The sequence below is a fragment of the Paenibacillus sp. SZ31 genome, assembly GCF_012912005.1.
GTDB lineage: Bacteria > Bacillota > Bacilli > Paenibacillales > Paenibacillaceae > Paenibacillus.
This window is the reverse complement of sequence record NZ_JABBEA010000007.1, coordinates 258858-279335: the sequence shown is the minus strand read 5'-3', so window position 1 is coordinate 279335 and position 20478 is coordinate 258858. Positions and strand designations below refer to the sequence as shown.

The 20478-nt window shown below is 47.5% G+C and carries 20 protein-coding genes; 11 read left to right on the top strand and 9 right to left on the bottom strand.

Translation table 11 applies throughout. From position 1 onward, the window contains the following. The first annotated feature begins 192 nt into the window (after positions 1–192). From HF638_RS16395 to HF638_RS16385, 3 genes are all read left to right on the top strand, one after another. On the top strand, positions 193–1236 hold the full coding sequence (locus HF638_RS16395) for an SPFH domain-containing protein (RefSeq protein WP_169481150.1): 1044 nt from the start codon (positions 193–195) through the stop codon (positions 1234–1236). Between the two features lie 71 nt (positions 1237–1307). Further along, positions 1308–2282, top strand: a complete 975-nt coding sequence (locus HF638_RS16390) for a diacylglycerol kinase catalytic domain-containing protein (RefSeq protein ID WP_169481168.1) — start codon at positions 1308–1310, stop codon at positions 2280–2282. 185 nt (positions 2283–2467) lie between these two features. Then, the gene (locus tag HF638_RS16385; protein WP_169481149.1) at positions 2468–2809 is read left to right on the top strand and encodes a cupin domain-containing protein; all 342 of its coding nucleotides are present in this window, start codon (positions 2468–2470) and stop codon (positions 2807–2809) included. 229 nt (positions 2810–3038) lie between these two features. On the opposite strand, the gene HF638_RS16380 is transcribed toward HF638_RS16385, so the two are convergent. From HF638_RS16380 to HF638_RS16360, 5 genes are read right to left on the bottom strand one after another with little or no spacing between them, the layout of a single operon-like run. Beyond that, positions 3039–3338: a metal-sulfur cluster assembly factor gene (locus HF638_RS16380; RefSeq protein ID WP_047844400.1), complete on the bottom strand. Its 300-nt coding sequence runs from the start codon at positions 3336–3338 to the stop codon at positions 3039–3041. A 31-nt stretch (positions 3339–3369) separates the two neighbouring features. After that, the gene (locus tag HF638_RS16375; protein WP_169481148.1) at positions 3370–4602 is read right to left on the bottom strand and encodes a YceK/YidQ family lipoprotein; all 1233 of its coding nucleotides are present in this window, start codon (positions 4600–4602) and stop codon (positions 3370–3372) included. Positions 4603–4615: 13 nt separating this feature from the next. Beyond that, positions 4616–5221: a DUF2249 domain-containing protein gene (locus HF638_RS16370; protein WP_169481147.1), complete on the bottom strand. Its 606-nt coding sequence runs from the start codon at positions 5219–5221 to the stop codon at positions 4616–4618. Beyond that, positions 5208–5582 (bottom strand): hypothetical protein, encoded by a 375-nt coding sequence (locus HF638_RS16365; RefSeq protein WP_169481146.1) that lies wholly within the window; start codon positions 5580–5582, stop codon positions 5208–5210. Before HF638_RS16365 ends, HF638_RS16370 begins: the two co-directional genes overlap by 14 nt. Before the next feature lie 17 nt (positions 5583–5599). Continuing rightward, positions 5600–5833: a DUF2249 domain-containing protein gene (locus tag HF638_RS16360; RefSeq protein ID WP_036613358.1), complete on the bottom strand. Its 234-nt coding sequence runs from the start codon at positions 5831–5833 to the stop codon at positions 5600–5602. Positions 5834–6152: 319 nt separating this feature from the next. Between HF638_RS16360 and moaA the strand changes: the two genes are divergently transcribed. Genes moaA through HF638_RS16330 form a run of 6 tightly spaced genes read left to right on the top strand, consistent with a single transcriptional unit; the run spans position 6153 to position 15334 of the window. Next, positions 6153–7154, top strand: a complete 1002-nt coding sequence (moaA, locus tag HF638_RS16355) for a GTP 3',8-cyclase MoaA (protein WP_169481145.1) — start codon at positions 6153–6155, stop codon at positions 7152–7154. 57 nt (positions 7155–7211) lie between these two features. Then, a complete protein-coding gene (locus tag HF638_RS16350) occupies positions 7212–10964 on the top strand; it encodes a nitrate reductase subunit alpha (RefSeq protein WP_282435667.1) in 3753 nt (1250 codons plus the stop codon). Continuing rightward, a complete protein-coding gene (gene narH, locus HF638_RS16345; protein ID WP_169481144.1) occupies positions 10954–12423 on the top strand; it encodes a nitrate reductase subunit beta in 1470 nt (489 codons plus the stop codon). Before HF638_RS16350 ends, narH begins: the two co-directional genes overlap by 11 nt. Further along, a complete protein-coding gene (gene narJ / locus HF638_RS16340) occupies positions 12408–13100 on the top strand; it encodes a nitrate reductase molybdenum cofactor assembly chaperone (RefSeq protein WP_169481143.1) in 693 nt (230 codons plus the stop codon). Before narH ends, narJ begins: the two co-directional genes overlap by 16 nt. Further along, entirely contained in the window at positions 13097–13822 is a 726-nt protein-coding gene (narI, locus tag HF638_RS16335; protein ID WP_169481142.1) for a respiratory nitrate reductase subunit gamma, read from the top strand. Before narJ ends, narI begins: the two co-directional genes overlap by 4 nt. Beyond that, entirely contained in the window at positions 13823–15334 is a 1512-nt protein-coding gene (locus HF638_RS16330; RefSeq protein ID WP_169481141.1) for a nitrate/nitrite transporter, read from the top strand. 123 nt (positions 15335–15457) lie between these two features. Here HF638_RS16330 and HF638_RS16325 read toward each other — a convergent pair whose 3' ends face one another. After that, positions 15458–16159, bottom strand: coding sequence for a Crp/Fnr family transcriptional regulator (locus HF638_RS16325; RefSeq protein WP_169481140.1), 702 nt, complete (start codon positions 16157–16159; stop codon positions 15458–15460). A 71-nt stretch (positions 16160–16230) separates the two neighbouring features. On the opposite strand from HF638_RS16325, the gene HF638_RS16320 reads away from it, so the two are divergent. Further along, positions 16231–16959 (top strand): YwiC-like family protein, encoded by a 729-nt coding sequence (locus HF638_RS16320; RefSeq protein ID WP_348982113.1) that lies wholly within the window; start codon positions 16231–16233, stop codon positions 16957–16959. Between the two features lie 138 nt (positions 16960–17097). Further along, positions 17098–17820, top strand: coding sequence for a ZIP family metal transporter (locus HF638_RS16315; protein WP_076328446.1), 723 nt, complete (start codon positions 17098–17100; stop codon positions 17818–17820). Between the two features lie 134 nt (positions 17821–17954). Here HF638_RS16315 and HF638_RS16310 read toward each other — a convergent pair whose 3' ends face one another. From HF638_RS16310 to HF638_RS16300, 3 genes are all read right to left on the bottom strand, one after another. Beyond that, positions 17955–18380: a YlbF/YmcA family competence regulator gene (locus HF638_RS16310; RefSeq protein WP_169481139.1), complete on the bottom strand. Its 426-nt coding sequence runs from the start codon at positions 18378–18380 to the stop codon at positions 17955–17957. A 190-nt stretch (positions 18381–18570) separates the two neighbouring features. Further along, the gene (locus HF638_RS16305) at positions 18571–19257 is read right to left on the bottom strand and encodes a Crp/Fnr family transcriptional regulator (RefSeq protein ID WP_169481138.1); all 687 of its coding nucleotides are present in this window, start codon (positions 19255–19257) and stop codon (positions 18571–18573) included. 56 nt (positions 19258–19313) lie between these two features. Then, positions 19314–20303 carry a multicopper oxidase domain-containing protein gene (locus HF638_RS16300; RefSeq protein ID WP_169481137.1) on the bottom strand — a complete coding sequence of 330 codons (990 nt, stop codon included), beginning with the start codon at positions 20301–20303 and terminating at the stop codon, positions 19314–19316. Between the last annotated feature and the right edge of the window lie 175 nt (positions 20304–20478).

Sequence of the window (20478 nt, the reverse complement as noted above, 5' to 3'; positions counted from 1 at the left end):
GAAGCAGGTAAAGAGGTCGGATCATACGATTCGATCTCTTTATTTTTTGCGGAAGAAAAGAGGTTATGACGGAATCCCTTTCTCTAAATAGGCATCTGATTATTTCATTAATGTCGTATTGACAATATCGAATTTGTTTGTTATCATTTTGATAATATCAAAACGATAATATTAAGAAATGGGGAATGAGCTATGTTTGGATTCCGATTTGCGAAATTTCAACCCAGTGAATATGTAATGAAGGTGAAAAATGGTGAGGTACAGCGTCAAGGTGTGGGATTATCCTTCTATTATTATGAGCCAACCACATCGGTAGTCGTTCTCCCCGTATCCTCGGTAGATGTACCGTTCATGTTCGAAGAGATTACGATGGACTATCAGACCGTTACTGTGCAAGGGCAGCTAAGCTATCGCATTGTGGATTACCTGAAAATAACCCAGAGCCTGAATTACACATACAATTTGCGCAAAAATCGGTATATTTCCGACGACCCCGGCAAGCTGGACCAACGGGTGATCACCACAGCGAAAGTACTAACCAAGAAACATCTGGAACAAATGCCGCTGAAAGAAGCTATTCAATCCAGTGAACGTCTGGCGAGCAGCATGAAAAGCGAAGTCGTGCAAAGTGAAGAGTTGGAGAAACTGGGCGTTGAGTTGATGAGTCTATCGATACTGGCCATTCTGCCTAATAAAGAGACGATGCGTGCATTGGAAGCACAAGCGCGGGAAGAGATTTTGCGTCAGGCAGATGAAGCGCTCTATGTGCGTCGGAATGCATCGATTGAACAGGAAAGACGAGTGAAAGAGAACGAACTGAATACGGAAATTGCCGTGGAGACGAAGAAACAGCAAATTCGCGAGACCCAGTTGCAGGCAGAGCGCTCGGTGAAACAAAAACAAAATGAAATGGAACAGGAGCAGCTACAGTTCAATACAGCGATGGAGGAACGTAAGCAACAACTGATTGAGTTAACCATTGCCAATCACAATGCCGAAGCGGATGCCAAAGCGTATGAGATTGCTGCCGTGATGAATTCATTGCAAAATGTACAGCCGAATGTACTGCAAGCGATGGCGAACATGGGCATGAATTCCGATAAGCTGATCGCACTCGCGTTCCAGGAACTAGCTGAAAATGCAGGCAAGATTGGGCAGCTTAATATCTCGCCGGATCTGTTACAGGGATTAATGTCTCCTGCGCCAGGCAGAGATCAGGGAGGTCGAGCGAGATGAGATTAGGAAGAAGAGAGCAAGCAGAGCAGGCAGGGAAATCTGTACGTCAGCAGCCTGTGGCGGATGATCGAATGAGCGAACATAAACTGATTCTGGTGAAGCGCCGGACCAGACTGGAAGAGCTGGTGGTTCGATATAACACGGTGCAACAAGCGCAGTTCTATATTGAACGTCTGGGTGCAGACTTCAGTGATTATATGGAGGAAGACCGTCGTTATCGGCTATCTGTGCAGCAGGCACAGCAGCAACTGGGTCAATTGGGCCGCGTTCAGACGATTGATCGCGAACATGTGCCCAATTTTATCTTTGGTGAGCAAGATATCGTGGTCGTGGTTGGACAGGATGGGCTTGTAGCCAACACCCTCAAATACGTAACCGAGCAGCCGCTCATCGGTGTGAATCCGGACCCGATGCGTTGGGACGGGGTATTATTACCTTTTACCGTGGAGGATCTCAGCTTCATTGTCCCTGATGTCATTCGAAAGCAACGAACATTGGAAGAAGTCACTCTCGCCAAAGTGGAACTAAATGATGGGCAGTATCTATATGGCGTGAACGATCTGTTCATTGGTCGGAAGACGCATGTTTCGGCACGTTATGAAGTGCGTTTGGGTACATCCGCAGAACAACAATCTTCCAGTGGTATCATTGTATCCACAGGCATGGGTTCGACGGGCTGGTTCAAAAGTGTGCTGGCCGGAGCTACCGGAATTGTTGGGTCGGCGGCATGGCAGAACATGAATTCCGAAGCTAAGGTTGCTACCGCATCCGCATCCATTCATGGGAGCAGGCAGGAGCTGAATCATTTTAACTGGGATGCGCCTTACTTATATTTTTCAGTACGTGAACCGTTCCCGAGCCGGACGACAGCGGCCAATCTCGTGTTTGGACAGATTCATTCAAAGCAACCGCTGCACATTGTATCCCAGATGCCGGAGGATGGTGTTATTTTCAGCGATGGGGTAGAGCAGGATTTTCTTGAGTTTAATTCAGGGGTGGAAGCTATCATCGGGTTGGCAGAGAAAAGGGGACGTCTCGTGGTCTGACCCGAAATAAATTTCAGGTACAAATCACAGACGTTTCTGTCATGTATTGGATGAATTTGTGAAGATAGGATCTATTTTGATACTGAGAAAGCTCGCATTTTCTTGATTCAGATCAAGGAAACGCGGGCTTCCTTGCGATAAGATGAATGTATTCACAGATTATATTATCGAGGAGGACGATTATCATGAGTATTACGTCATTGCAAGAAGTCAAAGTATTCAGTGAGGACCGTTTCACGAAACGGGTTTTATTCCAACAGGGTGGTGGAGTGACCTTTGTACTTCATTTTCTGCCAGGTCAGCAGCTTCCTGTTCATAAACATCCGGGCACAGACGTTATTTTACTGGTAGTCGAAGGCACAGGTACACTGATTCTGGATGGAAATGAACAAGTGGTGAAACAAGAGGATGTGATCCATTGCGGCGGTGAGGTTGAGTTCGCATTCCATAATACAGGAGCTCAGGAGGTTCGTTTGTTCGTGGTGTTAAACAAAGTGCCAGCAGCATCGTATGCAAAGGACATCTAACATCTAATATCAAGGAATCGATAGAATGATTCAATGATCGGTACTATTATAAGGGAAACTCTATTCTGGAGTTTCCTTATTTATTTTTTATTCAAGAATGCCTTGATCAAGTGTGTGTTCCCATCGCAAAACAAAAAGCATACCTGGGTCTGAGAACATCAGATCTTAAGTATGCTTTTTCGTATTCCGCCCGCAACTTGTCCAATCATCCGGTCTATAGTCATTCTGCCTAGAAGTATCCCAGCATTTCCTTGGCTTCATTCGACATCAGCTGTGGAGACCATTGTGGCTCCCACACCACTTGTACATCAATATCAGTCTTATTCGTATTTTCCTGCAAAACCCATTTCACCGCACCGACTATCGTATCGTGCAGCGGGCAACCTGGTGTAGTCAGCGTCATTCGTACATGAACCCGTTCAGACTCTTCCCTTACTTCATACACCAGACCCAGGTCAACGATATTGACACCTAATTCAGGGTCATACACTTCCTTGAGACATTCTAGCAAATGCGTGGTTTGTTCCATCATGTTCACTCTCCAGTCCACCTTATTTATGTTAACGTCTGAATACCAAAGCAATATTTGCTATATAAACGATGGAGACAAGAGACAGGATCGTCCCTCCAACCATCATGACCTCTGCCAGATTAATCAGAATTCCACTAACTAGCAGAACGCTTCCAGCGACCATGGCGAGCATACCCCAATTGACATACCGTTCACCCAGCATACCTGCCATCAGCGGTGTTCCGGGTCTGCCTGCCTGCTTGCCATATTTGTGGGTCCACCATAGAAAAGGCACGATTTTGGAAGCATAACCAAGTATGGTGAGAGACACCCAGCCCCCGAGATATACCCATCCAGACAGTAGAACAACACGTGGATGGAGCAGCAGCTCAGTCCCTTGGGAGGAATAGATCAGTAGGGCAAGAGCATATACAGCAAACGCACGGCTTACATACACAGACCAGCGGATACCCGGACCTGAATTACTTTTGTGCCGTTTCTCCTGAATTTGCTCCAAGTGATACACATAGAAGAGCAGGGCTGAGGTTAGAAGTAGGAGCGCGAGCCAGAGCAGGCCTCCCTTAATACCTGTCAGAAATGCGACAACACCTGTAACTACAGCTGCATTCCACAGAACCAAGACCACTTTTTGCAATCGGATGGAATAATTATGGGACAGGTAGAACATGGGAAGCATTTTGTAACTGAATCCGGTAATTAACATGCCAAACCAGCCGAGTGTTCCCATCCAGATATGTGCGCCGAATAAGCGTTCATGCAGACCATTCCAATCACCAAAGGCAAAATTCAGACCCATCAGCATACCGGAAATCCCGGTAAGAACCAGATAAAGACAGGAACAAGCCGCACTGATCGTTACCGGATTCCACTGTGAGGCACGGAAGAGGGTAACGGCCATATTCCACCCGAACAACAGAATGCCCGAGAGAGCGAGTGTAGCAGAACCGGCAATCCAGATGACATCTGCGCGAATGAAGCCGTATAACATGCCCACGATTCCGATACTGAACAAGAAATAATGACAATAACCGAGAAACAGACTGTAGATATTGGATTGCAGAATAACATGTATCAACTGATAAACGGCACCCATAGCCAGCATGGTTGCCCACCCGAGCACAAACAGATGGGCATGAAACCAGCCTTCGGGTCCTCTGAGTTCATCACCAAGCCAGCCTGTCAGCGAGAGCAGGGAGAATGCGTGATACATTACAAATCCAAAGATGCCCGTGATGATAAAAAGAAACGGCAACCTGGACATGGCTTTCGCCTCCTTACCCTTTTTCAATTCTCACTTTCGCCGTACCATCAGCTTGATCCTCAACCGTGAAGGGGCAACCGAGATTATTTAACTCTTCAATCAAGAAGACTGGCACACGGTCATTATGAATCAGTACGACTTCCCCAGGTTTGCAACGCTCCAGTGCGGCAAGTGTTCGCATCATGGGTTGTGGCGGTTCCAATCCGCGATTGTCCAGTATAACGTTGGGCGCCTGTAGAGATTCAAAGTTTTCAATCGCAACAGCTTGCTCCTCCGGATGGCCTTTGCATGAAGCTGATTCTTCGTCTGAACCGGGCTCAGAATCAGCTTCCGATCCAGATAAAGCCATTGCAGATAATGCTTTTGCACCGGTTTTATTTTTTTTGTGCACAAACGTGGTAACCCAGTGATCTGAACCCTTTCGTTCCGAAGTGCTGGAGTACCCTTTCATCTTGAGAATACCGAGCAGAGGCGTTGGTTTGAATGGAGCATGGAGTACTAAGACATCTTCATGTTGAAGGCCTTTGACCGTGTCCATGATCAGTTGAAACGGCTCCAACTTTTTACTCAGATGAGGACGCACATCCAATTCAACAATATGGACATCAGATGGAGACATGTGCGTTCACATCCGATCCTGCACTAGCTGCATCCGCCTGCTGTACCAACTGTAGAGATGATTCATACAGGGCGGCCATCCCACCGTACAGCGCATAGAAGAATGACTCCGGCGCATCGAGGGAGAAGGACAGATAGGCTTTGGGGTCCATGCCGAGCACACGCTCAAAAAGTCTTGCACTGTCATAGGCGTAAAAACAGAAATGAGTATATTCGAACACAGGCATTTTTTCGTAAATGGTGGTAATCTCTTGCGCATATTCCGCTTGCTCACGCTGTGCCAATTGAACCATGGTTGTGGCGTCTTCCAGCCGTAGCGTGATGCGAAGTGTAGTATCGTCAATGATTTCAACGTGCGCCATAGCCGTTCAGCTCCAATCTATAATTTACTGATTTTGACTTGGAAGGTTGTAGGGCCCTGCTCAATATACTCCCAGTTGAAGCCATCAGGATGTGTGGACTGGAACTGGAATCGAAGTGGCTTTGGATCGTGATCGTTAATGAGCAGCATGGATTCCTGTGGTTGCAACTGATCAAACGTTTCGAAAATAACTTTATGTTTCAAATGCGGTGGATACTCCGTGGCATTAATGGTTGCTGCGTATGTGTTCATGTGTCATTCCTCCAAATAGGGATAGTGTGTGTTGCAATTTGATTATAGAAAACGTGAAGAGGGGGCTGTGTGAGCCTGCTCACACATTTTCTTTTGCCATAATTTTGCCTTATTTAGACTAGAATCCTGTTTGGAAAGGCGTTGCGGAGCATATATAAATGTGCAACTGTGCGCTATGTTTCACTTCTTGTGATATTTTGCACAGTTCGCCGAGCGAGAGATCCTTATATTTAGCGTCAAGATGACAAGCGATGAGAGGAAGAAAGTTCCCTCCTTCAGCCGATGTTAAGACAGCACCCTAGAGAAGGGAGGTACGTGTATGGAATCAAAATTAATGGACCCGTTTGGAAGAGTACATGATTATTTGAGAATCTCGGTTACGGATCGTTGTAATCTCCGCTGTGTGTATTGCATGCCGGAGGAAGGAATGCAGTTTGAACCGACAGAACGCATCCTGTCCTATGAAGAAATCACGTCCATCGTTAAGGCGCTTGCTCCACTGGGCATTCGGAAATTGCGTTTGACCGGAGGGGAGCCTCTTGTTCGCAAGGGGCTGGATCAACTGATCGCGATGTTATCCGCTATTCCGGGAATTGAGGACATCGCATTGACAACGAATGGCATCTATTTGGCAGCTTATGCGGATCTGCTGAAGGCTGCGGGACTAACCAGGGTGAACATAAGCCTGGATTCTTTGAAGCCAGAACGATTCGCAAGCATTACTCGAGGCGGCAAGGTACAGCGTGTGCTGGAAGGTATTAAGGCGAGCCAAAAGGCCGGATTTCATCCGATCAAGCTGAACGTGGTGCTGATGAAAGGCGTGAACGACGATGAGGTGGAAGATTTTCTGCGGATGACTCGGGATGAACCCATTCATATTCGTTTTATTGAGTACATGCCTATTGGAGAAAGTGGAGAAGGCTGGAGATCAGGGTATATGCCTCTCGAACATGTGCTGGAAACATGTGGAGCCCGATGGGATTACGAAAGCTGTGGAGAGATTTACGGGAATGGTCCTGCAGACAGTTATCGCATTGTGGGAGCTGCCGGAACCTTTGGTCTGATTCACCCGGTGAGCAGCCATTTCTGCGGGAATTGCAATCGGCTTAGGCTGACGGCAGACGGTAATATCAAACCTTGTCTCTACTGGTCGGATGAGTTCAATGTTCGTCCACTCGTAGGTGATGACAAGGCGGTGCAGGATTTATTTTACAAGGCGCTCGGAGCCAAACCCGAAACACATGACATGTTAAAAGCCTTAAACGGGCAACAGATCAACGGCACGCCAACGCTGCGACATATGTCGCAAATCGGAGGTTAGCAACAGTAGTTCAGGATTCAATTTGCATCAACAGGTCGTATATGTGGGAGGACAACAATGAGTAACAAAAGCATGCCCTGGATGGGCAAACTCAAGTATTTTGCTAAACGTGAAAAAAGTGCGGAGGGCTGGAGTGAAATGTCCCCGGTCAACCGGGATTGGGAAGATGTCTACCGCCGCCGCTGGCAGCATGACAAAGTGGTGCGTTCCACACACGGCGTCAATTGTACAGGATCATGCAGCTGGCAGATCTATGTGAAAGACGGCATTGTCACTTGGGAAACGCAGGCTACCGACTATCCTTCAACCGGACCGGATATGCCGGAATTTGAACCCCGTGGATGTCCACGCGGAGCAAGTTTTTCATGGTATCTGTACAGCCCGCTGCGTGTCAAACATCCTTACGTACGTGGTGCATTGCTGGACATGTGGCGTGATGCGCTTCAGACGCATGGTGACCCGGTTCAAGCATGGTCCAGCATTGCGGATGATCCGGCCAAAGTGAAAAGATACAAATCGGTTCGTGGTAAAGGTGGATTAATTCGCGCGTCATGGGGTGAAGTGACACAGATTATCGCCGCTTCGCTGATTCATACGATCAAAGAATACGGGCCGGACCGGATTATTGGTTTCTCTCCGATTCCTGCCATGTCGATGGTCAGTTATGCAGCAGGATCACGCTTCTTATCTCTGATGGGATCACCATTGCTTAGTTTTTACGACTGGTATGCCGATCTCCCACCGGCTTCACCTCAGATCTGGGGCGATCAAACGGATGTGCCGGAGAGCAGCGACTGGTACAATTCGGGATACATTTTGGTATGGGGCTCCAATCTGCCAATGACGCGGACACCGGATGCCCACTTCTTGGCTGAGGCACGTTATCGGGGAACGAAAGTGGTGTCGATCAGCCCGGATTATGCGGAGTATGTGAAATTCGCAGATACGTGGATGTCAGTAAAACAAGGAACGGACGGCGCTCTGGCGATGGCTATGGGCCATGTCATTCTAAAAGAGTTTTATATTGAAAAACCTACGGACTATTTCATGCAGTATGCCAAACAGTATACGGACTTTCCAAATCTGCTGATCGTGGAAGAAAAGGATGGCGTACACACAGCAGGCAGATTTCTCGTTGGGGAAGATCTGGGCATCACAGGCAATAACATGGCTTGGAAAACGCTCGTTTACGATGAAAACAGTGGAACCTATGCGATGCCAAAAGGAAGTTTGGGCTTCCGTTGGGGTGAAGAAGGCACATGGAATCTCAAAATGGAACAGGTGGAGAACGGTGAGCCGATTGATCCGAGACTATCCATTCTCGGCGTCCATCATGATCTTGTAACGATTCAACTGCCGTACTTTGATGATGAGGGAAAACATGTCATGGAGCGGCAGATTCCTGTACGTCAGATATGGTTAGGAGACAAATGGATTACAGTAACAGCCGTATACGATCTGGTACTTGCCAAATACGGAATTGAACGTGAAATGACGCGTTCAGTGGATTCAGCAGAAGTAGTCACTGGTGTGGAACAGTTGAGTGTACGTGTTAACCATGGAGATGACATCTTGCATGCACCACAGGTAAAACCATTCACTCCAGAGTGGCAAGAGAAAATCACTGGTGTGGACCAAGAGACTGTCCTACAGATTGCACGTGAGTTCGCACAGAATGCGATCGATACCAAAGGTCGTTCCATGATCATCATGGGAGCCGGTATTAATCACTGGTACAACTCCGACGTCATCTATCGCGCCATTATTAACTTAATTCTGATGACAGGTTGTCAGGGTGTGAATGGTGGAGGCTGGGCCCATTATGTCGGTCAAGAAAAATTGCGTCCGGCTGAAGGCTGGCAGACGATTGCCTTTGCTCGTGACTGGACCGGACCTGCACGTCTGCAGAACGGAACCTCCTTCTTCTACTTTGCAACAGATCAATGGAGATACGAGGAGACCCAAGTCGGAGAGTTGACTTCGGCGCTTGAAGGTGAACCGCGGTTCCAGCATGTGGCTGATTATAATGTGATGGCTGCGCGTATGGGCTGGCTTCCATCCTATCCACAATTCAATCGTAACTCGATTGATCTGCATCAGGATGCATTACAGGCCGGAGCAACGACGAAGGAAGAGATTGGCGCTTATGTTGCTTCCGAGCTACAGAACAAAAATCTGAAGTTCTCGATCGAGCAACCGGATGATCCGGCGAACTTCCCGCGTGTACTATTTGTCTGGAGAGCGAATCTGATCTCAAGTTCCGGCAAAGGGCATGAGTATTTCCTGAAACATTTGCTCGGTGCAACGAACGGATTGCTGAACGATGACGATCATGGACTGCGCCCAGAGCATGTGGAGTGGGTGGATGAAGCACCGGAAGGCAAGCTTGACCTGATGATCAACATGGATTTCCGTATGGCAGGTACAGCGATGTATTCCGATATTGTGCTGCCAGCAGCGACCTGGTATGAGAAAAGCGATCTGAGCAGTACGGATATGCATCCGTTCGTTCATCCATTCAACCCGGCGGTAGCCGCGCAGTGGGAATCCCGTTCCGACTGGGATACCTTCAAGGAAATTGCACGTGTATTCTCCGAGATGGCTGCGCAGCAATTCGATGGGCCGCAGAAGGAGATCATTGCCACACCGCTCTTGCATGATTCACCGGATGAGCTTGCTCAACCGTACGGAGAGATCAAAGACTGGAGCGCGGGAGAATGCGAAGCGATCCCGGGGAAAACGATGCCGCATATTCAGGTCGTGGAACGTGATTATGCTGCCGTATATAACAAAATGATCAGTCTAGGACCTGTGGTGAAGGATAAACCAATCGGTACGAAAGGCATATCCTGGTCTGCCAGTGAAGAGTATGAAAAACTCAAGGGTATTTTGGGCGTGAACCGTAAAGATGGCGTTGGGCAAGGATGTCCGGATCTGAGCACCGACCGCAATGTTGCGGAGGCCATTCTGACCTTGTCTAGTACAACGAACGGCAAGATGGCTGTACGTGCGTGGGAAGCGCTGGAACAGAAAACGGCACTGCATTTGAAAGATTTGGCTGAGGAACGGTCTGAGGAATGTTTTACATTTGACGAGATCACTTCCAAACCGAAAACGGTTATAACTTCACCTGCATTCAGCGGATCGGAAAAAGGCGGACGTCGATACTCGCCATTCACCACCAATGTGGAGCGCCTGATTCCATGGCGTACATTGACGGGCAGACAGCAGTTCTATATTGATCATGCGATGCTCCGCGAATTCGGAGAGACATTAGCGACATTTAAACCTGTGCTGAAGCATACGCCGTTCCATCCGAACAGCAAACGTCCGATCGAAGGTGGCAAAGAAATTGTCCTGAATTACCTGACACCGCATAACAAGTGGTCGATCCACAGTATGTACTATGATGCGCTGCCGATGCTGACGTTGTTCCGAGGTGGCCCGACAATCTGGATGAACTACGAAGATGCAGAAGAAGCCGGACTGGTCGACAACGACTGGATCGAATGTTTCAACCGTAACGGGGTAGTCGTTGCCAGAGCCGTAGTAACACACCGTATTCCTCGCGGCATGGCATTCATGTATCATGCTCAGGACCGTCACATTAACGTCCCGGGTACCAAAATATCACAGACACGTGGGGGTACGCATAACAGTCCGACACGTATTCATGTGAAGCCAACACATATGATCGGTGGTTATGCCCAGTTAAGTTATGGCTTCAACTACTACGGCCCGACAGGCAACCAGCGTGACCTCAACGTCATCATAAGAAAACTGCAGGAGGTGGATTGGCTTGAAGATTAAAGCACAAGTCAGTATGGTCATGAATCTGGACAAATGCATAGGGTGCCATACATGTAGTGTAACGTGCAAAAACACCTGGACTAATCGTCCAGGTGCAGAATATATGTACTGGAACAATGTGGAGACCAAGCCAGGGGTCGGTTATCCAAAACAATGGGAGGATCAGGAGCGTTATCGCGGTGGCTGGGAGATGAAGAATGGGAAACTGGAATTGAAGTCCGGCACACGGGCAAGACGCTTGCTTAACATTTTCCATAACCCGGATCAGCCTACCATTGACGATTATTACGAGCCATGGACATACGAGTATGAGAAACTGACGAACAGTCCAGAGAAAAAACATCAGCCTGTAGCAAGACCGAAATCCCAGATTACTGGTGAGTATATGAATCTGGAGTGGGGGCCGAACTGGGAAGATGATCTGGCAGGTGCCCATGTAACCGGGATGGAAGATCCCAATATGAAGGGTGTCGAGGACTCGATCAAAATGGATTTTGAACAGGTATTTATGATGTACTTGCCACGAATCTGTGAACACTGTCTCAATCCGGCCTGTGTGTCCTCCTGCCCTTCCGGAGCAATGTACAAACGGGAAGAAGACGGGATTGTCCTGGTTGACCAAAATGCATGCCGCGCATGGAGATTCTGTGTATCGAGCTGCCCTTACAAAAAAGTCTATTTCAACTGGCAGACGAACAAAGCGGAGAAATGTACCCTTTGTTTCCCTCGGATTGAAGCAGGTCTGCCAACGATCTGTTCCGAAACTTGTGTGGGACGTATCCGTTATATCGGCCTGATGCTGTATGATGCAGACCGTGTTGAAGCCGCTGCTTCCGTTGAAAATGACCAGGATCTCTATGAATCCCAGATGGATATTTTCCTTGATCCGAATGACCCTGAGGTGATTCGCGAAGCGCGCGAGGCCGGAATTCCAGAGGATTGGATTATTGCAGCGCAGCAGTCCCCTATTTATAAAATGGTCATCGACTGGAAAATTGCGCTCCCGCTTCACCCAGAATACCGCACCATGCCAATGGTATGGTACATTCCACCCCTTAGTCCGATTACCAATCGGGTAGAGGGACAGGGAAGTTCGCTGGAGGCCAATGATATTTTCCCCGCGATTGATAACATGCGTATTCCAGTGGAATATTTGGCCAATCTGCTTACGGCAGGAGATACGGATCGAATCCGTGAAGTACTGCGGAAAATGGCAGTTATGCGCATTCACATGCGTAACCAGCAGACGGGTAAGACCAGTGAACCGGAATTACTGGAAAGAGTAGGCATGGATGCTCAGGAAGTGGAGGACATGTACCGACTGCTCGCTATTGCGAAATACAATGACCGTTTTGTCATCCCGCCAGCTCACCGTGAGGAAGTGGAAGATCTCTTCAGCGAACAGGGCAGCTGCGGACTTGATTTTGCAGGGGGTCCAGGTTCTTGCGGAGTATTCTGATGGGAGAGGAGACAACGACAACGATGACGATCGAACCCAATGAAGGAACAGGTCAGGCTCTGGTTTACGATACGAATACGAGAAGAATGGTCTGTAAACTGATCTCCTATCTGTTGCAATATCCCGATACAGCGTGGAGAGAAGGGCTGCAGGGAGTGAAGGAAGCTATACAGTCCATTTCCGATGAGACGGTGAACCAGATCTTGCTGACATTTGTAGATGAAGCACAGGCTGTTAGCTCGATTGAGTGGCAGGATTCCTATGTTCGAACATTCGATTTTGATAAAAAGTGTAACCTCTATCTCACGTATGCTCTTCATGGAGATGAACGGGATCGGGGCCCGGCTCTGATTGAATTGAAACGCAGATATGAAGCTGCGGGATTTTATATGGAAGTAAGTGAGTTGCCGGATTATCTGCCTATGGTGCTTGAATTTGTAGCTGAGGCTCCCGAGGAAGATGCCCTGGGGGTGCTCTCCAGTTGCCACAAGGCTCTGGTCACGATGACCGAAAGCATTACAGGACAGAACAGTCCATATGGACCATTGCTCAGTCTGATGTTACAGGTCATTCCTGAGCCCCCAGCTCCTGATGTACCCAAACAAGTAGAAGCAGTTAACCAACAACCTGAAGATCTCATGCAGATCGCGGCTCAGATGAGGAGGGGGAATCGGTGAGTACACTGGAACTGTTGTTATGGGGCGCTCTTCCCTATATGGTCATTGTTTTCTGTATTACAGCAACGATCTGGAGATATGTGACGAATCCCTTCAGTTGGACGTCCAAGTCCAGTGAGATGCTGGAGAAACGCATGTTGAAATGGGGCAGTTTACTCTTTCATATTGGAATATTCGCCGTAATCTGCGGACATATTGCCGGTTTGCTTGTTCCGGTGGAGTTCTATCGCTGGATCGGCCTGAGTGATGAAGGATATCACTTGATGGCTATCGCAGGAGGACTGCCTGCGGGGATCATTGCATTTGCAGGTGCAGTTATTCTGCTGGTTCGCCGTTATGTTGCTCGCCGGGTCCGGGCAACGAGCAGCATCGGGGATTGGTTGGCCCTTGCCATGTTGATCATTGTCATTGTCACAGGCATACTGGCGACCTCGGCCAATGCGGTGAATCACACAGGTTTCGACTATCGGACAACAATTAATCCTTGGTTGCGCGGTCTGATCGTATTCCAGCCTGATCCGGTTCTGATGCAGACGGTACCGCTGAATTTCAAAGTACACATTCTGCTTACCTTTGTACTGTACTGCGTGTTTCCATTTACTCGTCTGGTTCACATGCTAAGTATGCCACTGGGTTATCTAAAACGCAGTTATGTGTTGTATCGCAGAAGAGATGGAGCTGTGTATCCGAATCAGGAACAAAAAAAGGAAAGGGCGATGTAAATGCAACATAAAGGAAAAGTTCAACTGCCCTTGCAAACCGCAAGTCTGGTTCTTGGTTTCATGGTATGGGTTATTCTGTCATCTCTGATGCCATTTATTAAAGAGGATATTGCCCTTACATCTTCCCAGCTCGCATGGGCGACAGCAATTCCCGTATTGATTGGATCGATTGCCCGTATTCCAATTGGTTATTGGACGAATCGATATGGAGCACGTAATATTTTTATGATTAGCTTTGTCCTGTTGCTGGCTCCTGTATGGTGGATTAGCCGTGCGACATCGTTCAGTGATCTGGTGATTGGTGGACTGTTCCTCGGTATTGGGGGAGCTGTCTTCTCCGTCGGTGTAACTTCACTGCCCAAATATTATCCGAAAGAGCGACATGGGTTTGTTAACGGGATCTACGGAATTGGTAACCTGGGGACAGCACTGTCTGCATTCGGAGCCCCGCTGATTGCTGATCGTATGGGATGGTCTACGACGGTTCTGCTCTACAGTATTCTGCTACTAGGAATGGCAGCGCTGAATTTTGTTCTGGGGGACAAAAAGGAAACACGTGTTAATGTTCCGCTTATGCAGCAACTGAAGGCCATATCAAGCAACAATAAACTATGGTTGCTCTGCTTGTTCTATTTTCTGACATTTGGTTCTTTCGTAGCATTTACGGTATATTTGCCAAATTTCTTAGTCAGTCACTTCCAAATGGACAAAGTCGATGCAGGTATTCGTACAGCGGGATTCATTCTCGTTGCTACCATCATGCGACCTATTGGAGGCTGGCTTGGAGATCGATTTAATCCCTTCAAAATATTAATGTTTGTTTTCGGCGGATTAACGATTGCTGCGATTGTATTATCATTCGCGCCGTCATTCTATATCTACACCATTGGGTGCCTGACTGTGGCCTTATGCGCAGGAACAGGTAACGGAACTATTTTCAAATTAGTGCCAATGTATTTCGTCAAACAACCAGGTGTAGCGAATGGGATGATCTCGGCTATGGGTGGTCTGGGTGGATTCTTCCCTCCGTTGATGTTGACTTTGTTGTACAGCATGACGGGACATTACGCCATTGGTTTCATGGCTTTGTCACAGATCGCGCTGGTCAGCCTGGTACTTGTGATCTGGATGTTCTACCAAGAGAAGCTTCAGTTATCTGCCAGCATTCTGGAGAATACTATTGAAGCGATTCTGATCACGGATACGAACAGTGTTATTACTTCCGTGAACCCGGCCTTCACTGCAGTCACTGGTTATAGCGCTGAAGAGGCGGTTGGGCAGAAGCCAAGTCTGCTGAAATCCGGCAAGCAAGATAAACGTTTCTATGACCAATTATGGTTGGAATTACGTGAAAAAGGATATTGGCAGGGCGAGATCTGGAATCGGAAGAAAAACGGAGAGATCTATCAGGAATGGCTGAGTATAACGGCGATCCGTAATGAAGCTGGTGAAGTCAAATATTATGCGGGCATGTTCAGTGACATGGGCAGGCCAGAGCTCACAATCGCCTGATACATGTGTCGGTAATTGTGCATACAGCAAGAGACCTTAACATCGATTGCAGGCGTTAAGGTCTCTTTTTGCACACATAGATTGGTGTAAGGAGCGTGGGGGGAATCCAGTGGAGCTGGGTGGTCACGCATCCCTTTGTTGCTTCAGTGCTTGTAAATCAAGAATGATGATCCGGCTGCGATCCACTTCGAGCAAATGCTCTTTTGTAAGCTGGTTCAGAAGCCGATTTGCTGTTTCCCTTGTAGTTCCGATGGAATTGGCAAACTCCTGGTGTGTCATGGGCAGGTTGATGATAATTTGTTCGCCATGTGTCTGCCCGTGCTGCTCTGCGAGCATGAGAAGGAAGGAGAGCACACGGTTGCGTACATCCTGACCAGAGAGCACCTGCAATTTGTCCTGTAGTTCACGTATTTTGTCTCCCAGTACACGCATAATTTTGATTGCAATCGATGGAGTACTCAGCATTAATCGTTCGAATAATCTGACAGGAATGGCCAGTAATTCGGTAGGGGTAATCGCTTCAGCGGTAGCAGGGTAGGGGTGTGCGTTAAAAAAGCCGGTGTGCGGGAACATATCCCCTGTTTTGAGGAAAGAGACAATCTGTTCATGTCCATTCTCATCCGTTTTATAAGCTTTTACAATGCCGGTACGAATGAAAAAAACAGCTTCCTTTTCGCTACCTTCGCTGAAAATAACCGTTTTCTTGTGAATGCTTCTGGAAATGGCGATATCTTCGACCTGCTTTAATTCCTCGGGGCTAAGGTCCTGGAAGATGGGGAACTGTTGTAGAAACTCCGCTGCTGTATCTTTGTTTACCCTGCTCATGAGAATCTTTCCTCTCTGTGTTCATATTTCAGAATTACGATATCACTCAATTCTAGGAGGTTAACTGTGAAGTGAAAACCAATACGCATACAATCGTTATCCCTCATGAACATGGCGGCTGGGCCATGGTTAGTGTACCTTTTCTGGTAGGTATGATTGCAAGTGGGCCGCACTGGCTGCATGTGCCATTATTTGTAGCCTGGCTTGGACTATATCTAACCGCGTATCCGTTACTGCAGTCTTTGAAAAGAAATGCTAATCGACATCGCTTATACAAGTGGGCTGCAATCTACGGTACAGTGGCTCTAATCTGTCTAATCCCACCCGTTCTGGGTCAGACCTCACTACTATTCTTTGGTCCGGTTCTGGGCGGACTGTTGCTCGTGAACATCTGGCATGTAAGACACAAAATAGAACGCTCGCTTACCAATGATCTGTGTGCCATGCTGATGTTCTCTCTAGGGGGAGCGGCTGCTTATCTCATTGGAAGTGGGCACTGGGACTATAGAATGGCAATCGTAGTTTTGTTTTCTTTCTTACATTTTACAGGAAGTACGTTCTTTGTGAAATCGGTCTTTCGAGAGCGAACGAATAAGCGTTGGCTGATGCTAACTCGTCTGGTACATATCCTTCTAATTCTCATACCGATCGTGATCGGATATCCTTGGATGTGTTTGGCGTATGTCTACTCCGCTGTACGCACCTTCATATATGCAGGCAGAACACTGCGCCCTATGAAGGTCGGGATTATTGAAATTATTGGAGCCGTGCAGTTCCTGCTCTGGTCTATTCTGTTGTAATCCGCATCATTTCATCATAGCGTGATTTTTGAACACAACAGGTGATATAGATCACAACGTCACAGGATTGTTTTTGATTGCTCTGCCAAGGTTAATGGAATGATAGAACATGATCGAACAAGAGAGGGGTCGGCCCGGATGTGGACTGCATTCATGTGGGGCGGCATCTCTGCCTCAGCGGTTGTCATAGGCGCACTTGCAGCCTTGTTTCTGAAGATTCCCAAACGAGTCATTGGCTGGATTATGGCTTTTGGGACAGGAACATTAATCGGTGCAGCGACCTTTGAACTTCTCGGAGATGCGCTGAATGATGGAGGGATAATACCTACAGCCATTGGGTTTACGGCGGGTGCCGTCGTGTATACGCTGTTTGACCTGCTTGTTTCTGCAAAGGGAGGGGCAGGGCGTAAACGTTCGGCAAAGTCAGGAGACTCGAATCAAAGCGGGCTCGGGATCTTTGCAGGTACGGTAATGGATGCTATTCCGGAATCTATCATGCTTGGAGCTAGCTTGCTGGCCGGCAACGGCGTGAGTGTGGTGCTGGTAGTATCGATCTTTGTGAGCAACATTCCTGAAGGTCTGTCCAGTACGGTTGGACTACAGGGCAAGTACAGTCGTGGCAAAATCATATTAATGTGGCTGAGTGTACTGTTGATCTCCGCGCTTGCGGCTTTGGGTGGATATCTGTTTCTGGAACAGCTTCCAGAGGAGATGGGTGCAGCGATTGGTGCATTTGCAGGTGGTGGAATCATTGCCATGATCTGCTCGACGATGATGCCGGAAGCCTTTGAAGAGGGTGGTCCAATTGTGGGTTTGATTGCATCCATGGGATTGCTCGTATCGCTGTTGTTGGATCTGTAGATGACAGAATAAGCTTCCGTCACTGTCCTCTCCGTTTTTGTGTAAATATTAGTTGAATTTATATAAAAAGAGTATCCGAACAGTGTGATTTCTGATCGGATACTCTTTTTGATTATTTAACCAAAAGGATGATATTAATGGTTGCCGGAACAGCTTCCTCCGCACCCGCAAGCTTCTTTACCTAGTTCATTCGCCTCGGGCAGGCGATTCAATTCCACGGATTTCGTGAAATAGTGGCTAATCTGCTGATGTAGCTGGCTGAATTCCCGTTGTGCATAGATGAACCGGCGAATGAGGGGATGATCATAGAGTGCGCGTTCTTCCTCTTCATATACCTGAATTTCAGAAGCAAGCAACTCAATATTCTGCCGTTCTTTCTCCTCCAGTGCCTGATGTTTCTCCATAAATTTCTCATACTGAGTTGTAGCCTGCTCATCTGCAGCAAACTGATCAATCATGTCCCGCATCTCTTTGTAGCCTTCATCCTGTAGCAGCAGTGAACAGAGCTCCTGCATTTTGTGCATAATGATCTGTTTGTCCAATTTAACAACCGTATTCATCGCATAAACCTCCTGAAGATCTTTTCTTAACTGTATACTGTAACGCTAGGCGGCACTGTGATGATACTCACATCCAATGTGAAATATAATACTTGTCCCAAAGCTATATAAGCTGAACTGATCATTCACACGTTAACAGTGATGGGAAGGTTATTCTGCCCTCGCGGTGTTAGTGCAAATAATCTTTAGTTCAGAACGGAACCATTTCCCTAAGCTGCTCCAATTGCAGAATAAGGATACAGTTCCCTGTAACCTGAAGCAGTCCCTGGGTTTGCATCATGGCAAGTTTGCGACTAAGGGTTTCGGGTGTGATCCCGATCAGCAGAGCCATGTCTTTTTTGAAAACAGGCAAGCGGATCTCATGCTTTGCATGATTTCGGGTATGGAAATACAAAAGCAACTTGGCAATCTTCTGTTCCGTTGTCATCGCACTGAGCGAGCTATTCCATTCATCTGTTTCACGCAAAAGATTGGAAATGGCAAGCAGGAAATGATAAGCAAGCTTCGGATCATGTTCCAGTAACTGGTCAAAGTCATGCTTGCTGATAGAGCAGATGGCCGAAGGCTCCAGAACTTCGGCGTTTGCGGCATGTGGTTTTTGGTGTAACAGGGAATCTTGTCCGAAGAAATCTCCGGGAAACAGAAACCGGATAATATGTTCCTTGCCATTTTCATTGTATTTGGATAACTTCACACATCCCTGATGAACCACATAAAGCGTATCTGAGTATTCGCCCTCCTGGACGACAACTTCGCCTTTGTTATATTTGCGGGTATGCAAAAGGGAGGTCAGCAAGGCAGCTTCGGATGGATCAAGATGCTGGAACAGAGATACTTTGGAGAAACAGACATCCTTCGCTTCGTGCGCACAGATCATCGTTTAATCACCTCGAATTGTTCAGGATGGGTATAGCCATTATCTATTGTCATGTCTCAGTGAGACATCGCGGGTCCACCATGATCAGTACCATCCTTGGTCACACGCAGAACAGCGGCAGCACCTTTGGCTACATGGTTGAACTGATGGGTTACAATCGCATAATCGCCTTCTTCGGTCACGGTGAACTCTACGACAGCTCCACCACTTGCGGGAAGCATAACCGTCTGTATTCCATACTGGATGTTGCGTGGATTCCCATCGGTATACACACGATCCATAATGGTACCCACAACGTGGAAGGATGAGACTTCATTGGGTCCGGCATTACTGACATAGATTCGCACCGTATCTCCTACTTTGGCTAACAGGGGATGTTTTACTAATCCATAATCATTACCGTTAAATACGACATAATCCGGTTCACCGTTCAAAAAAGCTTCGTAATCATGCTCTTTATACCATTCACTCTGAACAAGGGTATACTCACGATCAACCAAGTGATCGGAAGGGTATCCTGCCTTGGGTTCAACAATAATCATGCCGTACATACCGTTCGCGATATGGGCAAGGACTGGTTTGGTTCCACAGTGATACATGAATACGCCGGGTGAGGAGGTTGGATAGGTGAACGTACCTTCCTCACCTGGCATAACATCAATAAATTTGCTGCTTGGAGCAGCATGTACAGCGTGAAAATCCATAGAGTGAGGCAAGCTGGAATCTTTATTTTTTAATGTGAACACCAGGGTATCTCCCTCCGTCACTCGTAGGACGGGTCCGGGAACGGTGCCATTAAACGTCCAAGCGTTATAGATCACACCTTCGGAGATTTCGACATCTGTAACTTGGGCTGTCATTTCAATATATACCGTAGTACCTTCTCGGCGAATGATCGGGTCCACCGGGGGTTGACTGACCGCAGAGGAGGAGACTTCATCGTGGTGAACAGGTTTAACCGTATCGGCTGTACTACAGTGAGAGAGAGTTGCTGTAAATATGGCGAATAAGAGTGACCATTTATATACATTCATTAAGGAAAACATAGGTACACAACCTTTACTCAAGTGATGTTTTTCACAATATAAAAAGCAGGTATTCTTTCATTCCAGTAGTTATTTAGTTATAGATTACGTTATTGAGGCAAGTACGGGTGTGATGAGGCACACACTTGGGTATGTCGTATTAGGAGCATTTCCAACAAACTGCCTGCAATTCTTG

What these genes read in the sequence shown, in the direction of transcription:
- HF638_RS16390 (WP_169481168.1), top strand. Translation starts at nt 1,308, where the DNA reads ATGAGCGAACATAAACTGATTCTGGTGAAGCGCCGGACCAGACTGGAA.
- HF638_RS16300 (WP_169481137.1), bottom strand. Translation starts at nt 20,303, where the DNA reads ATGTTTTCCTTAATGAATGTATATAAATGGTCACTCTTATTCGCCATA.
- HF638_RS16310 (WP_169481139.1), bottom strand. Translation starts at nt 18,380, where the DNA reads ATGAATACGGTTGTTAAATTGGACAAACAGATCATTATGCACAAAATG.
- HF638_RS16325 (WP_169481140.1), bottom strand. Translation starts at nt 16,159, where the DNA reads ATGAGCAGGGTAAACAAAGATACAGCAGCGGAGTTTCTACAACAGTTC.
- HF638_RS16375 (WP_169481148.1), bottom strand. Translation starts at nt 4,602, where the DNA reads ATGTCCAGGTTGCCGTTTCTTTTTATCATCACGGGCATCTTTGGATTT.
- moaA (WP_169481145.1), top strand. Translation starts at nt 6,153, where the DNA reads ATGGAATCAAAATTAATGGACCCGTTTGGAAGAGTACATGATTATTTG.
- HF638_RS16315 (WP_076328446.1), top strand. Translation starts at nt 17,098, where the DNA reads ATGTGGACTGCATTCATGTGGGGCGGCATCTCTGCCTCAGCGGTTGTC.
- HF638_RS16330 (WP_169481141.1), top strand. Translation starts at nt 13,823, where the DNA reads ATGCAACATAAAGGAAAAGTTCAACTGCCCTTGCAAACCGCAAGTCTG.
- HF638_RS16305 (WP_169481138.1), bottom strand. Translation starts at nt 19,257, where the DNA reads ATGATCTGTGCGCACGAAGCGAAGGATGTCTGTTTCTCCAAAGTATCT.
- HF638_RS16370 (WP_169481147.1), bottom strand. Translation starts at nt 5,221, where the DNA reads ATGTCTCCATCTGATGTCCATATTGTTGAATTGGATGTGCGTCCTCAT.
- HF638_RS16395 (WP_169481150.1), top strand. Translation starts at nt 193, where the DNA reads ATGTTTGGATTCCGATTTGCGAAATTTCAACCCAGTGAATATGTAATG.
- HF638_RS16380 (WP_047844400.1), bottom strand. Translation starts at nt 3,338, where the DNA reads ATGGAACAAACCACGCATTTGCTAGAATGTCTCAAGGAAGTGTATGAC.
- HF638_RS16365 (WP_169481146.1), bottom strand. Translation starts at nt 5,582, where the DNA reads ATGGCGCACGTTGAAATCATTGACGATACTACACTTCGCATCACGCTA.
- HF638_RS16385 (WP_169481149.1), top strand. Translation starts at nt 2,468, where the DNA reads ATGAGTATTACGTCATTGCAAGAAGTCAAAGTATTCAGTGAGGACCGT.
- HF638_RS16350 (WP_282435667.1), top strand. Translation starts at nt 7,212, where the DNA reads ATGAGTAACAAAAGCATGCCCTGGATGGGCAAACTCAAGTATTTTGCT.
- HF638_RS16360 (WP_036613358.1), bottom strand. Translation starts at nt 5,833, where the DNA reads ATGAACACATACGCAGCAACCATTAATGCCACGGAGTATCCACCGCAT.